Source organism: Kitasatospora sp. A2-31, assembly GCF_022288725.1.
GTDB lineage: Bacteria > Actinomycetota > Actinomycetes > Streptomycetales > Streptomycetaceae > Kitasatospora.
Window position 1 is genome coordinate 1 of the sequence record NZ_JAKNTA010000032.1, and the last position, 18,507, is coordinate 18,507.

Annotated in this window: 19 protein-coding genes and 2 pseudogenes; 8 read left to right on the forward strand and 13 right to left on the reverse strand. The window is 70.7% G+C overall.

Translation table 11 applies throughout. The features are described from left to right. Nucleotides 1-417: transposase (locus MCM47_RS37595; RefSeq protein WP_238951502.1), on the forward strand; the 417-nt coding region annotated here is incomplete at its 5' end. 378 nt (nucleotides 418-795) lie between these two features. On the opposite strand, the gene MCM47_RS37600 is transcribed toward MCM47_RS37595, so the two are convergent. Then, the gene (locus tag MCM47_RS37600; protein ID WP_238951503.1) at nucleotides 796-1,695 is read right to left on the reverse strand and encodes a ribosome-inactivating family protein; all 900 of its coding nucleotides are present in this window, start codon (nucleotides 1,693-1,695) and stop codon (nucleotides 796-798) included. Between the two features lie 531 nt (nucleotides 1,696-2,226). On the opposite strand from MCM47_RS37600, the gene MCM47_RS37605 reads away from it, so the two are divergent. Continuing rightward, complete coding sequence (locus MCM47_RS37605; protein WP_238951504.1) at nucleotides 2,227-2,814, forward strand: RNA polymerase sigma factor; 588 nt, start codon at nucleotides 2,227-2,229, stop codon at nucleotides 2,812-2,814. Next, on the forward strand, nucleotides 2,815-3,534 hold the full coding sequence (locus MCM47_RS37610; RefSeq protein WP_238951505.1) for a hypothetical protein: 720 nt from the start codon (nucleotides 2,815-2,817) through the stop codon (nucleotides 3,532-3,534). A 369-nt stretch (nucleotides 3,535-3,903) separates the two neighbouring features. Here MCM47_RS37610 and MCM47_RS37615 read toward each other — a convergent pair whose 3' ends face one another. Beyond that, on the reverse strand, nucleotides 3,904-4,248 hold the full coding sequence (locus MCM47_RS37615) for a nuclear transport factor 2 family protein (RefSeq protein ID WP_238951512.1): 345 nt from the start codon (nucleotides 4,246-4,248) through the stop codon (nucleotides 3,904-3,906). Nucleotides 4,249-4,317: 69 nt separating this feature from the next. Further along, a pseudogene (locus MCM47_RS37620) lies at nucleotides 4,318-4,584 on the reverse strand (muconolactone Delta-isomerase family protein); the annotation flags it as partial. A 229-nt stretch (nucleotides 4,585-4,813) separates the two neighbouring features. Here MCM47_RS37620 and MCM47_RS37625 point away from each other — a divergent pair. Next, nucleotides 4,814-5,092 (forward strand): hypothetical protein, encoded by a 279-nt coding sequence (locus MCM47_RS37625; RefSeq protein WP_238951506.1) that lies wholly within the window; start codon nucleotides 4,814-4,816, stop codon nucleotides 5,090-5,092. 37 nt (nucleotides 5,093-5,129) lie between these two features. On the opposite strand, the pseudogene MCM47_RS37630 reads toward MCM47_RS37625, so the two are convergent. Next, nucleotides 5,130-5,303, reverse strand: a pseudogene (locus MCM47_RS37630) (IS630 family transposase); the annotation flags it as partial. A gap of 312 nt (nucleotides 5,304-5,615) precedes the next feature. Between MCM47_RS37630 and MCM47_RS37635 the strand changes: the two are divergent. Both MCM47_RS37635 and MCM47_RS37640 read left to right on the forward strand, forming a co-directional pair. Next, a complete protein-coding gene (locus MCM47_RS37635; RefSeq protein ID WP_238951507.1) occupies nucleotides 5,616-6,188 on the forward strand; it encodes a dihydrofolate reductase family protein in 573 nt (190 codons plus the stop codon). A 158-nt stretch (nucleotides 6,189-6,346) separates the two neighbouring features. Next, the gene (locus MCM47_RS37640; RefSeq protein WP_238951508.1) at nucleotides 6,347-6,778 is read left to right on the forward strand and encodes a VOC family protein; all 432 of its coding nucleotides are present in this window, start codon (nucleotides 6,347-6,349) and stop codon (nucleotides 6,776-6,778) included. 667 nt (nucleotides 6,779-7,445) lie between these two features. Here MCM47_RS37640 and MCM47_RS37650 read toward each other — a convergent pair. From MCM47_RS37650 to MCM47_RS37670, 5 genes are all read right to left on the reverse strand, one after another. Next, the gene (locus tag MCM47_RS37650; RefSeq protein ID WP_238951509.1) at nucleotides 7,446-7,859 is read right to left on the reverse strand and encodes an ATP-binding protein; all 414 of its coding nucleotides are present in this window, start codon (nucleotides 7,857-7,859) and stop codon (nucleotides 7,446-7,448) included. Nucleotides 7,860-8,072: 213 nt separating this feature from the next. After that, complete coding sequence (locus MCM47_RS37655; RefSeq protein ID WP_238740475.1) at nucleotides 8,073-9,230, reverse strand: IS30 family transposase; 1,158 nt, start codon at nucleotides 9,228-9,230, stop codon at nucleotides 8,073-8,075. 133 nt (nucleotides 9,231-9,363) lie between these two features. Next, entirely contained in the window at nucleotides 9,364-9,756 is a 393-nt protein-coding gene (locus tag MCM47_RS37660; RefSeq protein ID WP_238951510.1) for a PRC-barrel domain-containing protein, read from the reverse strand. Between the two features lie 1,341 nt (nucleotides 9,757-11,097). Further along, entirely contained in the window at nucleotides 11,098-11,571 is a 474-nt protein-coding gene (locus MCM47_RS37665) for a DIP1984 family protein (protein ID WP_238951475.1), read from the reverse strand. 314 nt (nucleotides 11,572-11,885) lie between these two features. Beyond that, a complete protein-coding gene (locus MCM47_RS37670) occupies nucleotides 11,886-12,332 on the reverse strand; it encodes an Lrp/AsnC family transcriptional regulator (RefSeq protein WP_238951511.1) in 447 nt (148 codons plus the stop codon). 93 nt (nucleotides 12,333-12,425) lie between these two features. On the opposite strand from MCM47_RS37670, the gene MCM47_RS37675 reads away from it, so the two are divergent. Further along, on the forward strand, nucleotides 12,426-13,241 hold the full coding sequence (locus tag MCM47_RS37675; protein ID WP_238951477.1) for an LLM class flavin-dependent oxidoreductase: 816 nt from the start codon (nucleotides 12,426-12,428) through the stop codon (nucleotides 13,239-13,241). Further along, nucleotides 13,238-13,678 carry a nucleoside deaminase gene (locus tag MCM47_RS37680; RefSeq protein ID WP_238951478.1) on the forward strand — a complete coding sequence of 147 codons (441 nt, stop codon included), beginning with the start codon at nucleotides 13,238-13,240 and terminating at the stop codon, nucleotides 13,676-13,678. The genes MCM47_RS37675 and MCM47_RS37680 overlap by 4 nt, the downstream gene beginning before the upstream one ends. A 163-nt stretch (nucleotides 13,679-13,841) precedes the next feature. On the opposite strand, the gene MCM47_RS37685 is transcribed toward MCM47_RS37680, so the two are convergent. From MCM47_RS37685 to MCM47_RS37700, 4 genes are all read right to left on the reverse strand, one after another. Further along, nucleotides 13,842-14,492: a hypothetical protein gene (locus MCM47_RS37685; protein ID WP_238951479.1), complete on the reverse strand. Its 651-nt coding sequence runs from the start codon at nucleotides 14,490-14,492 to the stop codon at nucleotides 13,842-13,844. Between the two features lie 108 nt (nucleotides 14,493-14,600). After that, a complete protein-coding gene (locus tag MCM47_RS37690; RefSeq protein WP_238951480.1) occupies nucleotides 14,601-15,227 on the reverse strand; it encodes a class I SAM-dependent methyltransferase in 627 nt (208 codons plus the stop codon). 43 nt (nucleotides 15,228-15,270) lie between these two features. Further along, nucleotides 15,271-16,122, reverse strand: a complete 852-nt coding sequence (locus MCM47_RS37695) for a class I SAM-dependent methyltransferase (protein ID WP_238951481.1) — start codon at nucleotides 16,120-16,122, stop codon at nucleotides 15,271-15,273. A 270-nt stretch (nucleotides 16,123-16,392) separates the two neighbouring features. Then, a complete protein-coding gene (locus tag MCM47_RS37700; protein ID WP_238951482.1) occupies nucleotides 16,393-17,622 on the reverse strand; it encodes a PP2C family protein-serine/threonine phosphatase in 1,230 nt (409 codons plus the stop codon). Nucleotides 17,623-18,507: the final 885 nt, after the last annotated feature.

Genomic DNA, 18,507 nt, shown 5'->3' on the forward strand with positions numbered 1-18,507 from the left:
GCGTTCGCGTTGACCGGCGCCAAGGCCGACGAGCGCACCACCCTGCTGGACATCCTGGACACCGAGACCGACCTGGTGGCCGCCCGCCCCGGACAGACTCTGATCGGGGACAGGAACTACTACGGTGCCGCATTCGAGCGTGAGCTCGCCGAGCTGGAGATCCGGCTCCTGCGGCCGGCCCGCAAGGGCGAGACCCAACGGGCCGGATCGCAGCTGTTCAAGCCGTTGCGGCAGATCATCGAGTCCGTCAATGACACGTTCAAGGGCCAGCTCGATCTCGAACGACACCAGGGCCGCACACCCGGCGGCGTCATGGTCCGCGTCCTCCAGCGGATCCTCGCGCTGACCACCGCGATCTGGCACAACGACCAGACGGGACAGCCCGTCATGCGCTCCCTCACCGCGTATGACCACTGAACCCCTTGGCATCAGTCGTCTAGCGAAACGGACCTGCCGGACAGCCTGGGACGGTGCTGGCACAGCTCCGGGACAACCTGAGGGTGCAGCGCTCGCTGCCCCCTCCGGGGATCGCCCGGGGCGGAGACCAGGGCGATCCCCGGCTCGCGCTTGGTCGGGGCGGGCCGCAGCAGCGGGCTCCTCCAGGGCGTGGAGCAGCGTGGTGCGCACGTGTTGGTGGAATGCCGGGGAGCCCGGCTGGCGGCACCAGCACGGGAAGGCCCGGGCGGGCACGGAGGACGACCGGGCGCGGGATCGTGTCGGGCCCGGCGCCCGGACGGCGGAAACGCTCGGCCGGGCAGTCCGGCCGAGCGTTCCGCGGTGCGGAGGTGTCGAGGATCAGCGCGGGACCTTGGCGTGGAGCTCCATGTAGCCGACGTAGGCGAGGAAGGCGGCCAGCGTGCGGAACGTGTGGCCGCTGATGCTGAAGGTGGGCGTCTGGCCCCCCAGCTGCCGGTACACGAAGGTCGAGGCGTCGTCCCAGTGCTGCTGGAGGTCGACGTTCTCGGGACCCATGGCGGTCGAGGTGTAGTTGCGGATGTTGCCCCGGATGTTGTCGAAGACGCGGCCGAAGCGGGCCGCCTCGGAGGTCGCCTGGATGATCGTCACCATCTCTCGGGCGAATCCGTTGGAGTCGCGCTGGATGCGGGTCGCCGCCGTCGCGATGCTGGTGAGGGCGTTCGTCAGGTTGGCATAGCCGATGGCCCGCCCGGCGCGCTCGCCGGTGCCGCCGCCCGGCAGGCGGGAGTAGTTGCCGTCCCAGGGCAGGCGCTGGACGTTGCCGGAGTGGGTGACCTGCTGGAACTCGGTGGGCCAGACATCGGGGAAGACGTAGTGCGTGCCCGGGTGGTTGTCGTACGGCGGCTGGTAGAAGCCGGCGAAGTAGAGGTTGTCCGCCCACCAGTAGAGCGAGCCCCGGTACTGCCCGTAGACCAGGATGCGGGCCTCGATCAGGCGGGTCGGCAGCAGCGTCGTCTCGTCGAGCTGGGAGGCGACCTCGGGGTGGTTGGGGATGTCGTGGCCGCTGATGCGGTGCAACTGGTCGATGGCGTGCCAGTAGTTGGAGTGGGCCGCCTCGCCGCCCCACTCGAGGTCGCCGAGGTCCCAGTCGAACTTGGTGATCGATCCGCTCGGATCGGCGTGCGCGACGGTGGCGGAGGCCTGCACCAGGCCGAGCGCGAGGCCGAGCGCGAGGAGGAGGCCGACGAGCCGTCGGCCGAGGGTGGTGTGAAGGTGCACGGGCTGACTCCTGTGAGGGAGGAACGGGGACGGGCCCAACCCTGCCGTGTCACCGCTCTCCGAGTGGACCCACCGCGCACAGCTCCGGCTCTCTCAGCGCACAGCGAGAACCGTTACCTCAGAAGGGAATTGACGCTCAGTCTGTCGTTGCGTCCCGGGTGGACGGCGATCGTCATCGAACCAGTCACCGCCTGAACCCGAGTCAGCAGCCATCCGGCGGTTTCGGATCCTGACGCCGACATCACGAGCCGACCGACATCACGAGTTCAAGTTCATTAGCAGACAGAGAAGTTGTTGTGCCGGTCCTTGAACGGGGAGAGCCGCGCGGCATCCTCGTCGCTGCGGTCGGCGCCGGGCTGGACGCGCATCCGTACTGGGCCGGCGTCGAGAACCGGCCCAAGGCACTTCGCCTCACATGCCAGCCGGCGCTGCGTACCGGGGCCGCGTAAAAGTCGATTCTGGTCGGATGTAACGCTCCTGTCGTGCGTCGCCAAGAGGAGATGTGGGGGACGGACAGACAAGGGAGTCGATGTGAGGAAACCGCCGGACAGCGGTCTGGTCGCGCGGATCGGTGAGGATCCGGAGGCGTTCGAGGCCTTCTACCGTGAGCACGTGCAGGCGGTGCTGCGGTACGCGACCCGGCGGACCCGGGACCCGCACGCTGCGGCCGACCTGGTCACCGAGGTCTTCCTCGCGGCGATCTCCGCCGCCGGCGGGTACCGGCCGCAGCTGGGCACGCCGATCGCCTGGCTGCACGGCATCGCCCGCAACGTGGCCGCGTCCCAGGAACGGCGCGCGGCGCGGATCTGGGCGGCCGAGGGCCGAATAGCCGGCCACCGGCTGCTGGACGGCGATGACATCGCACGGCTGGAGGAGCGCATCGACGCCGAGCGCGCCTCGCGACAGCTGCTGGAACGCATCGCTCTGCTGCCGCGCGGACTGCGGGAGGTGCTGGAACTGGTGGCGGTTGACGGTCTGAGCGTCTCCGAGGCCGCCAGGGCACTCGGTATCGGCACCGTGGCTGCCCGGGTCCGGCTGCACCGGGCTCGCAAGGCCCTCCGGCAGCCCGGCGCCAATCCCGAGTCCTCTCCGTCCCCCTCGTCCCTTGTGGAGGCCTGAATGAACGCCGAACGCTTCGAGGAGCGGTTGATGCACGAGCTCAAGAACCACGTCCAGCAGCGGGCGGAAAGCCCGCACCCCGACCGGTCGGCCACGGCCCGACCCCGCCGCGGCGTCCGCGTGCGCTGGGTCCCGGTCGGTTTGGCCTCGGGTCTGGCCGCCGCCGTGGCAGGCGTCACCCTGACCGTGCTGCCGAGCCAGCCCGCGGCCGCCTACACCCTGAAGAACGACGGGAACGACCTCGTCAAACTCACCATCGTCAACCCGGCCGGGAAGATCGACCTGAGCACGCTGCAGAAGGACCTGGACCGCATCGGCGTTCACAGCCGCGTGCTGGCCGGTGACCCCGACTGCGCCACCCCGTGGGGCGGTCCCGACCCGACCGCCTCCCCCAGCCCGTCCTCGCCCCCGTCCGCCTCCCCGAACCCGGAGCCGCCCCGCGGCGAAACGCCGCGCCCGGCCCCGCCCGGTTCGGCGCACCCCTCCCCCGGCGACGCCAGTCCGCCAGCCGATGGCTGGGACATCGGAGGGGAGGACGGCAAGACCGTTCTCTCCATCCGCCCCGGCAAGATCCCCGCCGGCAAGCTGCTCATGGTGGGCTTCCCCCTCGCCAAGACCGATCCCTCCCACGCCTACGGCGTGATCACGGCAGGTCTGCTGGACGGATCGGGCCCGGACTGCCTGCCGGCCCCGCCGCCCGGCACGGTTCACTTCCAGTAGAGCGATGACTGTGCCCACGGTCGTCTCGCGGTCGTACTGACCACCGTGTCGGCCGCCCGGCCGCAGCGTCATCCTCCGCCGCGGCCGGTAGCGGCGGAGGATGACACGTGTCGGCGACCGGCTCGCGGCTCCACGGGCGCGGCCGGAGCGGATGCGGCCGGGGCCAGCCTCAGCGGCAGGCGACGGCCTCGCGGGTGCGGCGGACGGCGCGGTGCAGCGTTGGAGGGCGACGAAGCGGTTCGTCCGGTCGGCCTGGCTGAGGCGGTACTCGAGGCGCGCGTCAGCGCCTCCGGTCGTGCGTCTCCGCCGTCGGGCGGCACGACCTTCCCCTGAGAGGGTGAGCGTGGCGGGCGGCCTGCCGGGCCGCCGTCACCCGAGCTTGGATACCTGGTAGTGGCTGATGTACCAGCGGTCGGCCGCCTGTTTGACCACCAGGCTCAGGTTCACCGTGAGCGTCGGCCGGTCGGTGAACGAGAAGTCGACACTCGTGTAGCCGAGCACCACGCCGTCGACCAGCTGCCTGGTTTCGAGGATCCGGTAGTCGGCGGTCATCCCGAGCGGCTGGGAGCCGTAGTAGTCGGCGATGCCGCGGCGACCGACGGTGTACGGATGGAGGCCCTGGAAGATCGCGTCCTCGGCGAAGTAGGAGGCGGCCCGCTCGGGCTGGTGCGCATCGACGGCCGCCTTCCACTCGTCGAGGATGCCACGAAGGATCTTCTCATTGTCCGCTGTGCTGCTCGTCGGAGTCGTGGCGCCGCCGGCGTGGTCGGGGTCGCTCGGATGGGGCGAGAGCGGGGTGACCTCGTCGGTGCGCCAGATGCGCAGCGGCATGGAGGCCAGGACTTCCTCGAGCCGGTCGCCGTCGGCGGCGGCAAAGAGCCCGAGGGTGCGCCATTCGCCCGGTCGCAGGGGAGGGCGCCACAGGCGGAGCAGGTGTCCCTGCGTCGCGAGCTCACGCGCCCGTGCGGCCTCGCGGGTGCGGATGTCCTCGACAGCCTGCTCCGGGGTCCCGTCCGGGATGTGGGTGGTCATCGTGACGAGGAATTCCATGATCACCTCTTTCGGGGAGCCGGCCGTACGGGAGCCCGCCGTGCGGTTGGCCGACGCGCCTCTTCCCAGTCTGCTTCAGCCAGGTCGGGCGGTCCTGACGAGCAAGCCCCGGACGGCCTCGGTCAGCTCGGCACCCTGCTTCGCGAGTACCACCCTGCTGCCCTGGAGGCCTTCGCCTAGTGCTCTGACCGGGAGCGTTCACCGGTTGGGCCCGGGGTAGCCTGCGCCCGTGAAGGTCTATCCCCTCTGGCACATCAGCCACCAGAACGTAGCCGGCCCCAGCGACGAGACGATTCACCTCGACGACGGGGGCGTGTTCATCGACGAGCAGGACGGCGACGACGTCAAGCTGCTGGGCATCTACTCCTCCGAGGCCGCGGCCGAAGAGCGGATGCGTCGCGCGCGTCTTCTCCCGGGCTTCGTCGACGAGCCGGACTGCTTCCAGATCGGCGAGTACGACCTCGATGGGGACCACTGGACCGAGGGTTTCGTCCGCGTGCCGGTCTAGGTCTTCGGGTGAGCGACCTGGCGGAGGTGTGGGCCGTTCACGCCGCTTCGGTGAGCGTCCTTCCTCCCCAGCGAAGGCCCTTTTCGCTGCGGATGCGCGCGCGTTCCCTGCGTTGGGCGGCCAGGACGTCGAGGTGGCGGGCGTTGGTGTTGCGCCAGCGCAGGTAGGAGTGCAGCGCGCGGGTCTGGACCGTGTGGTTCGGGTGCTTCGAGTAGCTTGCGAGCGGTGGTACGGGCCTCGGTCGAGTCACGTTGAGTAGTGGTCATGTGCGGTCCCTGGCAGCGCTGAGGTGGGTCCTTCGCCGCACGCCGCTGCCCCTGGTAGACGCCGCAGGCGAGGACGCTGACGCCCCTGAGCGCCGATTCGGCCGCTGAGATCACAGAAAAGACCAGGCGCGGAGCGATGAGTTCGTTCATGATCATCAGTCATAGGTCGTGGATGGTGCGCCGCAGCCGAACGTGGGGCTGCTACGTCCACCGATCCGCCCCACCGACAACCGGACACGAGACACCAGGAACCATAGATGCGCACCCTGATCAGCACCGCCTTCATCTCGCTCGACGGCGTCGTGGAGGCCCCGGGCGGCGAGCCCGGCTACCGCAACTCCGGCTGGACCTTCAAGGACATCGAGTTCCTCCCCGAGGCGTTCGACATCAAGGGCCGCGAGCAGAAGGAGGCCACGGCGATGCTGATGGGCCGGACCAGCTACCAGGCGTTCAGCCCGGTGTGGCCGGACATGGCGGACTTCGCCGACTACAAGGCGATGCCGAAATACGTCGTCTCCACCACCCTCACCGACGACGACCTGGCGTCGAACTGGGGCGAGACGACGATCCTGCGCTCGCTCGACGAGGTCGCCGCGCTGAAGCGGACCGAGGGCGGCCCGATCATCGTCCACGGCAGCGCCTCGCTGAACCAGAGCCTCTCGGACGCCGGCCTGATCGACCGCTACCACCTGCTCGTCTTCCCGCTCCTGCTCGGCGCCGGCAAGCGTCTGTTCAGCGCCACGGACAAGGACACCCAGAAGCTGAAGCTGGTCGAGCACGAGGCGTACGCCAACGGCCTGCAGAAGAACGTGTTCGACGTCGTCCGCTGACACGACTCGCACACCTTCCCGGCCAACCGCGGCACCGGACACGGCACCGACACGGCACCGCTTGAAGGTCTCGCTCAGTGGACCTCGGATCACCTGTGCCCCAACGTGCGGACCTCCCGACCTGGGGAAATGAGCGGGGCTCCTGTTATCGTGCGCCGATGTCAACGATCAAACAGTTCCAAGTGACCTTCGACTGCGCGGATCCTGTGCGCCTGGCCGCCTTCTGGTGTGAGGTGCTGGGGTACGTCATGCCGGCGGTCCCTGAGGGCTTTGCCACGTGGGAGGAGTGCTTCCGCTCGCTGCCGCCCGAGGATGCGATCTACTTCCCGTGCACTGATCCCTCGGGTGTGGCCCCGCGCCTGCTCTTCCAGCGAGTCCCCGAAGGCAAGGTCGTCAAGAACCGGGTGCATCTCGATGTGCGGGCCGGCGCCGGGCTCGTGGGTGACGAGCGCCTGGCCACACTCGAGGCTGAATGCGCACGGCTGATGGCGCTCGGCGCGACACACGTGCTGACGCAGCGTGCCGATGGCGTCAACGAGTCGTGCATCACGATGCAGGACATCGAGGGCAACGAGTTCTGCCTCGCCTGATCTTCCTCGGAGACCGCGAGGTGGGGATCCGTCTCCGTCCTTGGGGAATGTTGTCGGGGGAATGTTGTCGGGCAGCCGGCTGCCCGACAACATTCCCCAAGGACGGTCTCCCGTGGACCCTCATCACCGCCGGCCCGTGATCAGTGTCCTCTTCATCGCCCTGGCCAGCGTCATCACCGTCCGCTGCCCAGTCCGACGAGCCTGGACGCCCTACCGCTGGGACACCCGCCCACGAAGCCGCCGCATCCGATGACCGCACTCGGCGGACGCGGGCGGGCAGGTGGTCGTCCGGCACGGTGAGCGAGGAGCCTCGTAGGCCACCGTCATGGTTACCACAGGTACGCCGCCCGGGCGGTTGGCGAGCAGGGCCGCGATGTGGTCCGCGCAGCGCAAGGCCGCCGTGGCCATGGCGTTCCTGGTCATCCCGGCGGCCTGCGGGGTGAGCAGGGCGTTCGGCAGGCCGAAGAGCGGCGAGGCGAAGGCTGCGTGCTCGTACTCGAAGGTGTCGATGGCGGCTGCCGCGAGCGGTGTGCGGGGTCGCGCAGCGCATCGGCCGGCCCGCCGACCACGCACCCGCCTCCCGCCGCGAGATGATCGACGCCCTGACCGTCCTGCCCAAGGGATTCGGCGACGGTCTGGACGACGACACCGCCACCGGCCGGACCGCTCAGTGGGACGGCCCCGCGCCCGGCGGGTGGAAACAGGCGGTGACCGTCTTGCCGTTCCTCTGCCGGCGGGTGTGCCAGTGGTCGGCGAGCGCGTCGACCAGCGTCAGGCCCCGCCCGCCGACGGCGTCGGGCGCGGCCGATCGCGGACGGGGAAGCCGAGGGCTGTGGTCGTGGACGCTCAGGTGCAGACAGCGCCCGTCCCACGTCAGCACCAGTTCCGCGTCACTGCCGGCGTGGACGTGGGCGTTGGTGATCAGTTCGGACACGGCCAGTACCACCGCGTCCGCGACCGCCGGCGCGTCCCGGTTCCAGCCCAGGGTTTCCAGATGCGTCCGCGCCCACTCCCGGCCGGCCCGCACCTCCGTGCCGAGCGGAAGGCGTCGGGCCCACCCCACTCCGTGGATCCTGGCCATGCAGACCTCCCTCCAACCTTCAGATCCTTCGACAACCTCCGGATGCGTACGTCCAGCGCCTGCCCGCAGCCGGTGACTGTATGCGACGTGCCTCACGGGCCGTCGGCCGGCGACCGGTCAGGCGCAGCGGCGCACCGCCACTCGGCCGGGAGCGCCGCAGGGCCCCGACCACCAGGCGAATTCGAGGGGTCGTTGCAACACGTGGTGAGTTGATCAAGCCGCGAGCAGTGTAAGCAGACGCTCGGCTGGGGTTTCCCAGCCGAGCGTTTTGCGTGGGCGGCTGTTGAGTCGGTCGGCGACGGCGGCCAGGTGCTCGGGGGTGTGGACGGACAGATCGGTGCCCTTGGGGAAGTACTGGCGGAGCAGGCCGTTGGTGTTCTCGTTGGAGCCCCGCTGCCAAGGGCTGGCGGGCTCGCAGAAGTAGACCGGGACGCCGGTGTCGCGGGTGAAGCCTCGGTGGGCGGCCATCTCGCAACCCTGGTCCCAGGTCAGGGACTGCTGCAACTGCTCCGGAAGCGTCTTGAAGACGTCGGTGAGCGCGCGGCGCACGGCGTTGGAGGTGTGGCCGGTAGGCAGGTGGACGAGGACCAGGTAGCGGCTGCTGCGTTCGACCAGGGTGGCGATCGCGGAGCGCGACTTGGGGCCCACGATGAGGTCGCCCTCCCAGTGGCCGGCGACGGCTCGGTCGGCGGCCTCGACGGGTCGCTCGCTGATCATCAGCATGTTCTTGACGGGGCGGGACCTGCGCCTGTCCGTCTGACGGCGCGGGCGGCGGAGCCGTCGCCCGGTTCTCAGGTTGCGAGTCAGGTCGCGGTGCAGGTCTCCCCGGCCCTGGGTGTAGAGGGCCTGGTAGACCGTCTCGTGGCTGACGTGCATCCCGGGATGCTCGGGGAAGCCTTCGCGGAGCGCGCGACAGATCTGCTCGGGGCTCCACTGGATTGCCAGCCGGTCCTGGATGAAGTCCCGCAGTTCAGGGCTCTGGCCTATCTTGCTCGGCTTGGGGCGGGGCCGGCGCTGGTCGGCACGGCGCTGGGCGGCGTGCGGGCGGTAGTACCAGCCGCCCTTCGGCAGCACCGTGCGGTTGCGCCTGATCTCACGGCTGACGGTCGAGGGGCTGCGGCCCAGCTCCGCCGCGATGGCCCGGATCGTGGCCTTTTCCCGCAGCCGGTCGGCTATGTGGATGCGCTCGGTCTCGCTGAGGTAGCGGGAGGTCTCGGGCGCCGCGGGCTCGGCCGGTGCGACAGGAGGCGGCACCACCTCGTAGATCGGTGGTGCCGCCTTCTTCCGGCCCGACGCGTTGCGGCCGTTGCGCCATCGCTTGCCGGTGCGGACGTTGATGCCGACTACCGCGCAGGCCTCGGCGAACCCCATTCCTTGATCCACAAGCCGGAAGTATTCCTCCCGCTCCCGCACCAAGGCCCTCGGCCCTTGACCTACCGTCCGGTTCTCCCGGATCTCGAACATTGCACCCCTTGAACTGGGGTGTTGCAACGACCGGTAGAACTCAAGACCAGGTCGGGGCCCTGCGGGGTATGGCGGTGAGGGGGGGGCAGAAGACCCCGCCGTAGTACCCGCCGATCGCCCTGTGGTAGTCCGGGTCCGCGGTGTGCCGGTCCTTGTGGAACTCGGGCGAGTTCTTCACCTCGTCCTTGGTCCGGTTCACCCACACCGTCCGCTCGGCGGTGTCCACGCGCCGGATGGTGCCGGCGGGCAGCAGCACTTCACGGCCGAAGATCCACGGGCCGGTGTCGACCACGATGTGTGCGGAGTCCACGTCCTCGGTGTGCCGGTCGACCTTGCCGATGTGACCGTCCTCGGCCTCGACCCGGTAGCCCGTCAGGTCGGTGCCCGGGGCGTAGCCTTCGGCGTTGCCGTAGTCCCACAGTCCACTGGTCACAACTGCCTCCTCGTCGAACGGAGTTAACGTCTTCCTGGTGCGCCGGCTTCCCCCGTCCCGGCGGAGTATTCCCCCGCAATCCGCACTTTCCGTCGGGGGCGGGACGGTTCGGGGACGGTGCGGGCGCCCCCCGCGAGCGGACGCCGGGCGCCCGCACCGGCCGCTCACGCATGAATCCGCAGATCAGGGGCAGGCGGACGCGGAGAGCGGCCGGCGCATCCAGGGCCCGGCCCCACGACGAAGGGAGCCACCCGCGGTGACCGAGCAGACCCGGCCCCTCGAGGCCGCACCTCCTCCCGACCCCGGCGGCCCTTCCCATCCCCCGTTGGTGCCGGATCCGCCGCCGCCACCCGGCGCGCCCGTACCACCCCCGGAACCGGAGCCTCCCGCTCCTGCCCCGCCGAACCCCGAACCGGCCGCACCGGGACCGAGCGAGCCCCGCGCCCCCGAGCCGCCGGACTAGCTAAGCCGGGCCGGGCCTGACCGGCGGGCCCCCGCCTCCACCCGCCGGTCCCGCCCCCGGCCCGCCGGGGCGCGGGGCTCATGACGCGGCACCGCCTCTCACCGCGGGGCCGCCCGCTTCGTGGTGCCTGCTGGGCGGCGCAGGAACTCGTGACACTGCTGGGGCGCGGGCGAAGTCCTCCTCCATCACGGCGCGAAAGAACCCGGCAATGTCCTTCTCTCCGGCATTGTCCGCGCGCCCGGCGCCCAGTTGCGGTTCCGCACCTCGAAGACCGATCAGGCCGTCAAGTGGGTCGAGGTCTACCTGCCCGAGCGCGGCGACGCTCTGTGCCCGCTTCTACGTCGTGACTCCCCCGCCCGGGCTCAGGTGCTCGCTGGACCAGGTCTGGCAGCCCCCGGCGCTGCCCGGCCAGGTCGGGGCTGGCGGCCGGGCAGCGCGGACCGGGGAGGCGTGCCAGGGGGCGCCGGCGGTGGGGTGGATCCGCTCGGAGCCGGGCGCGGCCGTGAGGACGGCGTCCAGGGTCTCCCCGGGCGTTCGGGCCCCGAGGTCGTGGCCGTCCGGCGCACGGGTGCCACCACGGCTCCAGATGGCGCTTCTTGGGTGGCTCTGGGGCGGAGTGGATGCGAGGGCCGCGCTGGTCGCACGGCCCTCGCATCGGGTGTGGGGCGCCCCGTTCCCGCCCTCGTCGTCCGGATCTGCACGTGGTAGTGAGCTGTGCGGTGTGCTCTGTCACCTGTACGCGATGCTGAGCTGCACTGTTGATGAGGAATTGAACCCCTGCGTTGCTCTTCACGCGCCAAGGGCCGGATAGACCGCCGACCCGCGGTGTGTGCACGCCTCCGTGACGACTACCTGCTTCCCACACCCCGCTCGTGGGATCAGTCCTCGATCAGGTCGATCTCCCAGTTGGTGCGCTGGATCAGCGTGTCCACCTCGCGGATCTCCTTGGCCAGGACGTCCGCCTGGGCGTGGAGTTCGGCGACCGGCAAGGCGGAGAGAATCCTGAGCTCGGACCTCAACTGCCGTACGGCTCCGCGCTGATCGCGCCCGGACGCGGCGTCGGCAGCCGCGGTGATCACCGAGTGGCGCAGCCGCAGGACATCCCGGCGGGCGAGGGCGTCGGTCAGGGTGCCACCACCTTCGATGAGCGCGGTGGAGTTGGTTCGGTTGATCTGGCGGATCAGCCGCTCCAGCTCGTCCAGCATCTCGCCGGCCTGGGCCAGGACCTCCGCCGCGTTCTCGGCCGGCTCTTCGCCCTCCTGGTAGCGGGCACAGCCGACGACGCGCGCCCGCAACTGCTCCACCCGCCGCACCGCAGCCGCGCGCTGCGCGAGCGCTTCAGCCAGTTTCACCGCGTCATCACCTCTGCGTCCTAATGATCGTCCGGTAAGTATGCACGTCGCTGCCTGACAGCGCGGATCGCAGGACGGAGCCGGCCCAGCCGCGGCCGCCGGTGGGCAGTGCATCGAACCGTACGCGCGGCTTTACGGCATCGGAGCGTTGCGCGCTGGCCCGGGTCACCGGCCACATGACGCCTTGATGGACCACGGCTCGGCCCGGGTACTCCCCCGGTCAGGATCACCCGCCAGCGGGAGAGCGGCGTCGGCGGTCGGGGAGGGCGGCGCCAAGAGGCGCGCCCTCCGATCTCGGACGACGGGAGCGTTGATCAGGGGCGGTGGGGACCGCGGGAGGGGAGAGTCTGGCTGTAGACGACGCTCGTGGTGGTGCTGCCGAAGCCGGCGAGTTCGTCCATGAGGGTCTCCAGGTGTCCCATGGAGGTCGCGGCTACCTTCAGGGTGTAGCAGTCGTCGCCGGTGGTGCGCAGGCACTCGAGGATCTCGCGGCGGTCGGCGAGGAGGCGGCGCAGCGGTTCGTGGCGGTTGCCCGGGTATTTCAGCCGGACGACGGCGAGGACGGGGTAGCCGACCTTGGCGAGGTCGATCTCGGCGTGGTAGCCCGTGATGACGCCCACGGCCTCCAGATTGCGGACGCGTTCGGTGGTGGCCGAGGGGCTGAGGTTCACGCGGCGACCCAGTTCGCTGAGGGAGATGCGGGCCTCCCGTTGCAGTTGTTCGATGATCGCCCAGTCGACGTGGTCGAGATTCCCGGTCATGTGGCGAAAGTACCAACAAAGTCACGGAGGAACAGCAGCTACGCAGGGAGGTTTCGGTTCCCTCCCCCGTGATCACCGGGATAGCGTCGGGCCATGCAACTCGGCGTCAATGTACCGAACTTCGGGCCGGGGACCGATCCCGGTGTCCTGCGCGAATGGGCGAGGCTCGTGGAGGGCCTCGGCTTCGGCGTCCTCATGGTGTCGGACCATGTGGCGGTCACCCCGGAGGTGGCCGAGCGGTATCCGGAGCCGTTCTACGAGCCGTTCACCACCCTGTCGTGGCTGGCCGGGCTCACCACCACGGTGCGGCTGGGCACGACCGTGCTCGTCCTGCCGTACCGGCATCCCCTGCTGGTGGCCCGCATGGCTGCCGGCCTCCACCAACTGAGCGGCGGCCGTTTCGTCCTCGGAGTGGGCGTCGGCTGGGCCCGGCAGGAATTCGAGGCGCTGGGCGTGCCGTTCACCGCGCGTGGCCGGCTGACGGACGAGTGTCTTGGCATCCTCCGGCAGGCCAGGGACGCGGGGCGCCGTGAGGGCGAGGTTCCGGTCTGGATCGGCGGCCACAGCGAGGCGGCCCTACGACGCGCCATGAGGTTCGGCGACGCCTGGCACCCGCTGCGGCTCTCCCTCCCCCACATGCGCGCGATCCTGCGGCGGCACGTGCTGCCGGACTTCGTGCCCCGGATCGCCCTGCACGTCACCGGTACCCCGGTCGACGCCCCCGACCGGCCCGCCGGCGTCGGCACCGTCGAGCAGATCCTCGACGACCTTCACCAACTGCGCCTGCTGGGCGCGGACACCGTCGTCCTCGACCCCTATCGCGGAGATCCGGAAGAGACCCGCCGGCCCGACGCGGCATGGCAGGCGCTCACCACCGTGGCCACCCACTGGCAGAAGGCCGAATCATGATCACCTCAGCCGACGAGGCCCTTCTGCGGCGTGCCATCGCCATCGCCGCCCACGCGGTCGCCCTGGGCGACGCGCCCTACGGATCCCTTCTCGCCGGACCGGACGGCACCGTGCTCGCGGAAGCCCACAACACGGTCCGGCGGGACAACGACATCACCGCCCATCCGGAATTGAAGCTCGCCCGCTGGGCGGCCCGCGAACTCGACCCGGGCACGGCCGCCGGTACCACCTTGTACACCAGCTGCGAGCCGTGCGGCATGTGCGACGGCGGCATCGCCCGCTCGGGCCTCGGCCGGGTCGTCTACGCGCTGTCAACCGAGCAACTCGTCGCGCTCAACCCGCCGTCGGGCGCCTGGCCGACGGTGCCGCACGACGGTCCGGCCGTCCACGACGAGGCGCGGGCCCCCGTGGCGGCCTACTACCGGCCCGCCCGATGACCACGACCGGCAGTTCGTGCGGCACCTGAAGGCGGACAGAGATGGGAACGGAGACGATGCACGGCCTGGGCCTGGCGGGCGGGGGTGGCGGGTGAGGTCGCGTCCGGCGGGGTCGACGGCGGCCTGGTCTGGAGGGCCGCCTGGTCGTGGACGGCGGCGAGCGTCATCGGGCCTCGCTTGCCCGGCCGGCCGCCGTGTCGGCCGGCGTCCCGGACCGGTCGGGGCCGGCAGGCGGATCGCCGACCGGGACGGGCTGCACGGTGGCGCCGTCCATGACGACCCAGGCCACCTGGCGGTCCTCGCCCCAGCGGACGTGGGCGATCCACCGCTCCCCCAGCCGGCGGCGCGCCGTCACCGTCCCTGAGCACCAGCGGCCTCCGGTGCGGATCCAGACCAGCTGCCAGCGGTGCACGTCGCCGTCCGCGCCGGGCGGCCCGGCGAGCTCGGCGGGCACCGGCGCGGCGTCGCGCCACGCGCCGAGGAACGGCGCCGCGGCCGGGGCCCGGCCGCCGGGCTCGGGCAGCGGCCGGATCGTCCGCTCGCTGTAGAGGAACCAGCCCCAGGACGGCTCGGCGCTGTCCGTGTCCTCGGCCCAGCGCACGTGGACCACCCAGACACTGCTGCCCGGGGGCCGGCGCCACACCGTGAGCAGCCCGGGACGCCACCGGCCGCCGAGGCGGACCTCCACCAGCCGCCAGCGGCGCACGTCCCGGTAGAGGCCGGGCAGGGCCATCAGTTCCCTGGGCGGGCGCTCGGCATCGCCGGGCTCCGCCTCGGGGCGGGCGGCGCGGGAGAACGGGACGGCTGCGGTCACACCCCCAACGGTAGTTCGAACAGGCGTTCGACTCAAGTCTTGGGGATGCATCCGTGCAGGTCAGCGGCGCACAGGGGGAACGATGCCCGTACCTCACGCCTGTCCTGCTCACACTGCGGGTCTCCGAGCCCAGAACAGGACGTGACCGCTGTTCCCCTCGGGCACGAACTCCTCGTGGACCACGTCAAGGCCGGCCCGCACGAGCCAGGAGCGGTTCGTGGCGGCGTCCGCGTGGCTCCACCACATCGCGACCCCGCCACCGAGCCAGTCCTCATCAGTCCCGGTCCAGGCCTGGTGCCCGGTGGTGCCCAGGAACCAACCCCCAGGCCGAAGCCAGGAAGCGATCCGCTCCAGCATGGCGGGCTGCTCCGCCAACGGAATGTGGATCAGCGCATACAAACAGACCACAGCGTCGAAGCTCTCCTGCGGAAGCTCCAAGGCCGTGGCGTCAGCCCGAATGAAGTCGGCATCCGGCACCAGCTCCCGGGCCCTTCGGATCTGGACCTCACTGGTGTCGACACCAGTGACACGGTGACCGGCCCTGACAAGCGAGCGGACCACCGGAACACCGGTCCCGCACCCGACATCCAAGACCGTGGCTGCATCCGGCATCCGATCGAGCAACTGCCCGATCCACGAGCCGTACTTGGTCTCACTGCCGAATGCACGCTCGTAGCGCGCCGACAGCAGGTCATACCCGTGCCGGACCAAGTCCTTGGGATCTTCTACGTCCACGCCGCCGCACGGTAGTGCCCGAAGCTCTCCAGCGCGACGCCTTTCACCGGCTCCGCTGATGCAGCGCCACCACCCTCGCACGGGCGAGGACGGACAACTCGAACGGGCGGAGCGTGTCGGTACGCTCCCACTCCGCAGGGTTGATCGTCTCGCGTTGCCGGGCGTACTCGATCGGCTGGAGCCGGTGCTCAAGCAGGAGGGTGTCCATCTGCTCGATGCTGAGGAACGTTTGCCAGGGCTCGCCCTGCTCGGCCGCCGCTGCCATGACCAGCTCCGCATAGGACTGACCCACCTCGTCGCGGAGTCCGGCCGGGAGGAGGTGCTCCACGATGAGCTCTGTGCCGGGTGCGAAGCCGCAGATGACGGCCAGGGTCCGCCTGATCGCCTCCGGGGTCAGGTACATCGTGACCCCGAGCCAGCTGACCAGTGCGGGTCGGCCCGGGTCAAAGCCGGCCCGCACGAGGTGATCGGCAAGTGACCGGGCGGACTCCTTCTCGAAGTCGACCGGGACGAAGACGGCGGACGGTGGCACCGTCGTCCCCGTCTCCACCAGCAGCGCCCGCTTCCATTGCTGGGTCGTCGGCTCGTCCACCTCGAACACCCGCACGGAGGCGGCCAGTTCCGACCGGTAGGCGAAGGAGTCCAGCCCCGCACCGAGGATCACGTACTGGTCGACGCCCCGGCCGGCCAGCTCGGCCAGTCGGTCCTCGGTGTAGCGGCTTCGGGTAACGGCCGTCGTCCGCGCACCGGACAGGACCGGGTGCCCACCATAGGAGCGGTGGTAGTCGAGGAGTTCTTCAGCACGCTCCCCCAGGAAGGTGTGCGCCAGGGTGTCGGCGAAGATCGAGGGAGTCTCGTCGACGATGAGGTGTGCTGCGCGTGCTGCGGCCGACATGAGGGCTGTCTGGCTGGGTTGTCCCTTGTTCATCACAATGCAGGACATTAGCCCAATGATTTGGCATCATATCACAAAAGTGAATCTTTCGAAAGGGATTCCGGGTTCTCTTTTGGTAACGAATTCGATCCTCACGATCCCCGGAATAACCTGCGGGTCGGCTCCGAGAAGCGAGAAAACCCTGCGTGTTCCGTCCCTCGCGGGAATGACCAACGACCAAACGGCGCCGGATCAATTACGGGTCGACCCACGGAGCAGAGCCCGGTCTCCTCAGGTGGGCCCGGCCGTGTGGGGGTGCCATTCGGTGAGCAGGATGGTGGCGTCGTCGCGCAGCTGTTGGTCCTGGTGGAGGAGGATCCGCTGGATGAGGCGGCGCAGGGCTTCGGGTGCGGGCAGGCCGTCGGCCATGGCGCGCACGACGGTGTCGGCGAGGCGGTTCTCGCCGAACAGTTCGCCGGTGGCCGAGCGGGCCTCGGTGACGCCGTCGGTGAACGTCAGCACCCGGTCGCCGGGCTGGAGGCGCAGGGTGTGGACCTGGGGCGGGGGAAGGCCCGTGTCGCCCAGGCCGAGCGGCAGGTGCGGGTGACGATCGAGCGCCCCGGTGACGATGCGGCCGTCGCGGATCAGCAACGGCGCCAAGTGGCCGCAGTTGATCCAGTCGAAGCGGCCGGTGACCGTGTCGAGGTCGGCGATGACGCACGTCAGCAGCCGGTCCGGGATCCAGCGGGCGAGGGTGCGGTCGATTTGTTCGGCGATGTCCGTGAGGCCCCCGCCGGCGCGGCGGGTGGAGCGGCAGGCCGCGAGGGCGACGGCGCTGCAGCCGCCGGAGGCGAGGTCGTGACCCATGGCGTCGAGCAGGGTCAGGTGCAGGTGGGTGCCGGCCAGGGTGTGGTCGAAGGCGTCGCCGCCGACCTCGTAGGCGGGTTCCAGGACGGCGGAGGAGGTGACTGCGGTGGTGCCGATGGTCCGCGGTGGCACGAACGCCCACAGCAGCTCCGCCTGCAACGCCATCGGCCGGCTGCGCACGGTCCGGGCCAGGACGTCGCTGTAGTGCAGCTTGGCCACCAGGATCATCGCGATCAGGGAGGCCAGGGCCCGGCACCGCTCCAGCAGGGGCGCACCAAGGGCGGGGGCGGCGATCTTCAGCACGCCGAGGCGTTCGATGCCGTCCACGAGCGGCAGCCAGCCCACGATGCCGGACGGGCCGGTGCCGGACGAGCCGGTGTCGGCGGCGAGCTGTACCGTCTCGGTGCGGTAGGCGCGCCCGCCCAGGGAGGTGTCCACCGCGATGGTCTCCAGCTCCACCGGCGATCCGGCGACCAGCAGCGCCGTCTGGTCCGGGCTGGGCAGGGCGATCAGCTGGTGCTGCTGCACGTCCGCGACGAAGACGCGGGCCTCGGACAGGCCCAGGCGCAGCGCGGCGTCCTGGACCAGCGCGGGGATCTCCCGCGGGGCCAGGCGGTGGGCGGCGGCCAGCACGTCGGCAAGGACCTCCCCCAAGCCGGATCCCTCGACAGACACGCGCCTCCCTTCGCAGCTGGTCCGGCCACCTCCGGCGGCCTGCCTTCATCATCACGCGCACGGGGCCCCGTCGGCCCGCGGAATTCCACCACGACGGCGAGGAGCGGACATGTTCCGCTCCACGACCGCACCTGCTCGGAAGGGGTGAACGTGACCCGCGCTCGGTGCCGCGAGGGTCCTGGGTGACGGTCGCGCCGAACGCGATGCAGGAGCGGTGCCGGCCCGCCGCGCTCGCCCGGCAGCCCGGCGGCGCCGGCCACGGGCGGCACGCAGTGAACGGTCCGGCAGAGCCGTATGTTGCTCCTGCACGCCAGACTGCGCACCGCCGTGTAGTTGCCTGCGTGGCGGCTCGCCCTGACCCACAGGCCCGCATAGGCGCGGCGCAGGAGCTCGTACGCGGCCTCGGGATCCGCGGTGTCGAGCGCGGACCGCCCGGCGCCCAAGGCAGTCAGGGACGCGGGTGCGCGTGCGCGGGTTCGGTGTCCGGCTCCCCGGCGAGGGTGGCATGAAGGCGCCGCACCGCGTTCTCGGCGTCGCTGAGCTCGGGGCCTCGGGACAGCGTTCTCGTACGTGTCCTGCCGCTGATGGTCGGCCATGCGGCGCGATGGTGCCGTGGCTGACCGGAGCGGACCGAACGCGGGTCGGCGGTGCGGCGCCTTGGGGCGGGTGGCAAGCTGCGTGGGAGGCCTCGTGGTTCCGTCGCGCCACAGGCGTGCATCGTCCGAGCGGCCCCGCCGCGATCTCGTTGCGGAAGAGGAAGTCCGAGCCGCTGGACCCGTCCGGGTGGCTACTCCTGGCGCAGGTCCTCGACGTACTGGCGAACCCTCGGCGAATCAGCCGGCCGGTAGCCGTGGTGGGCGAGGG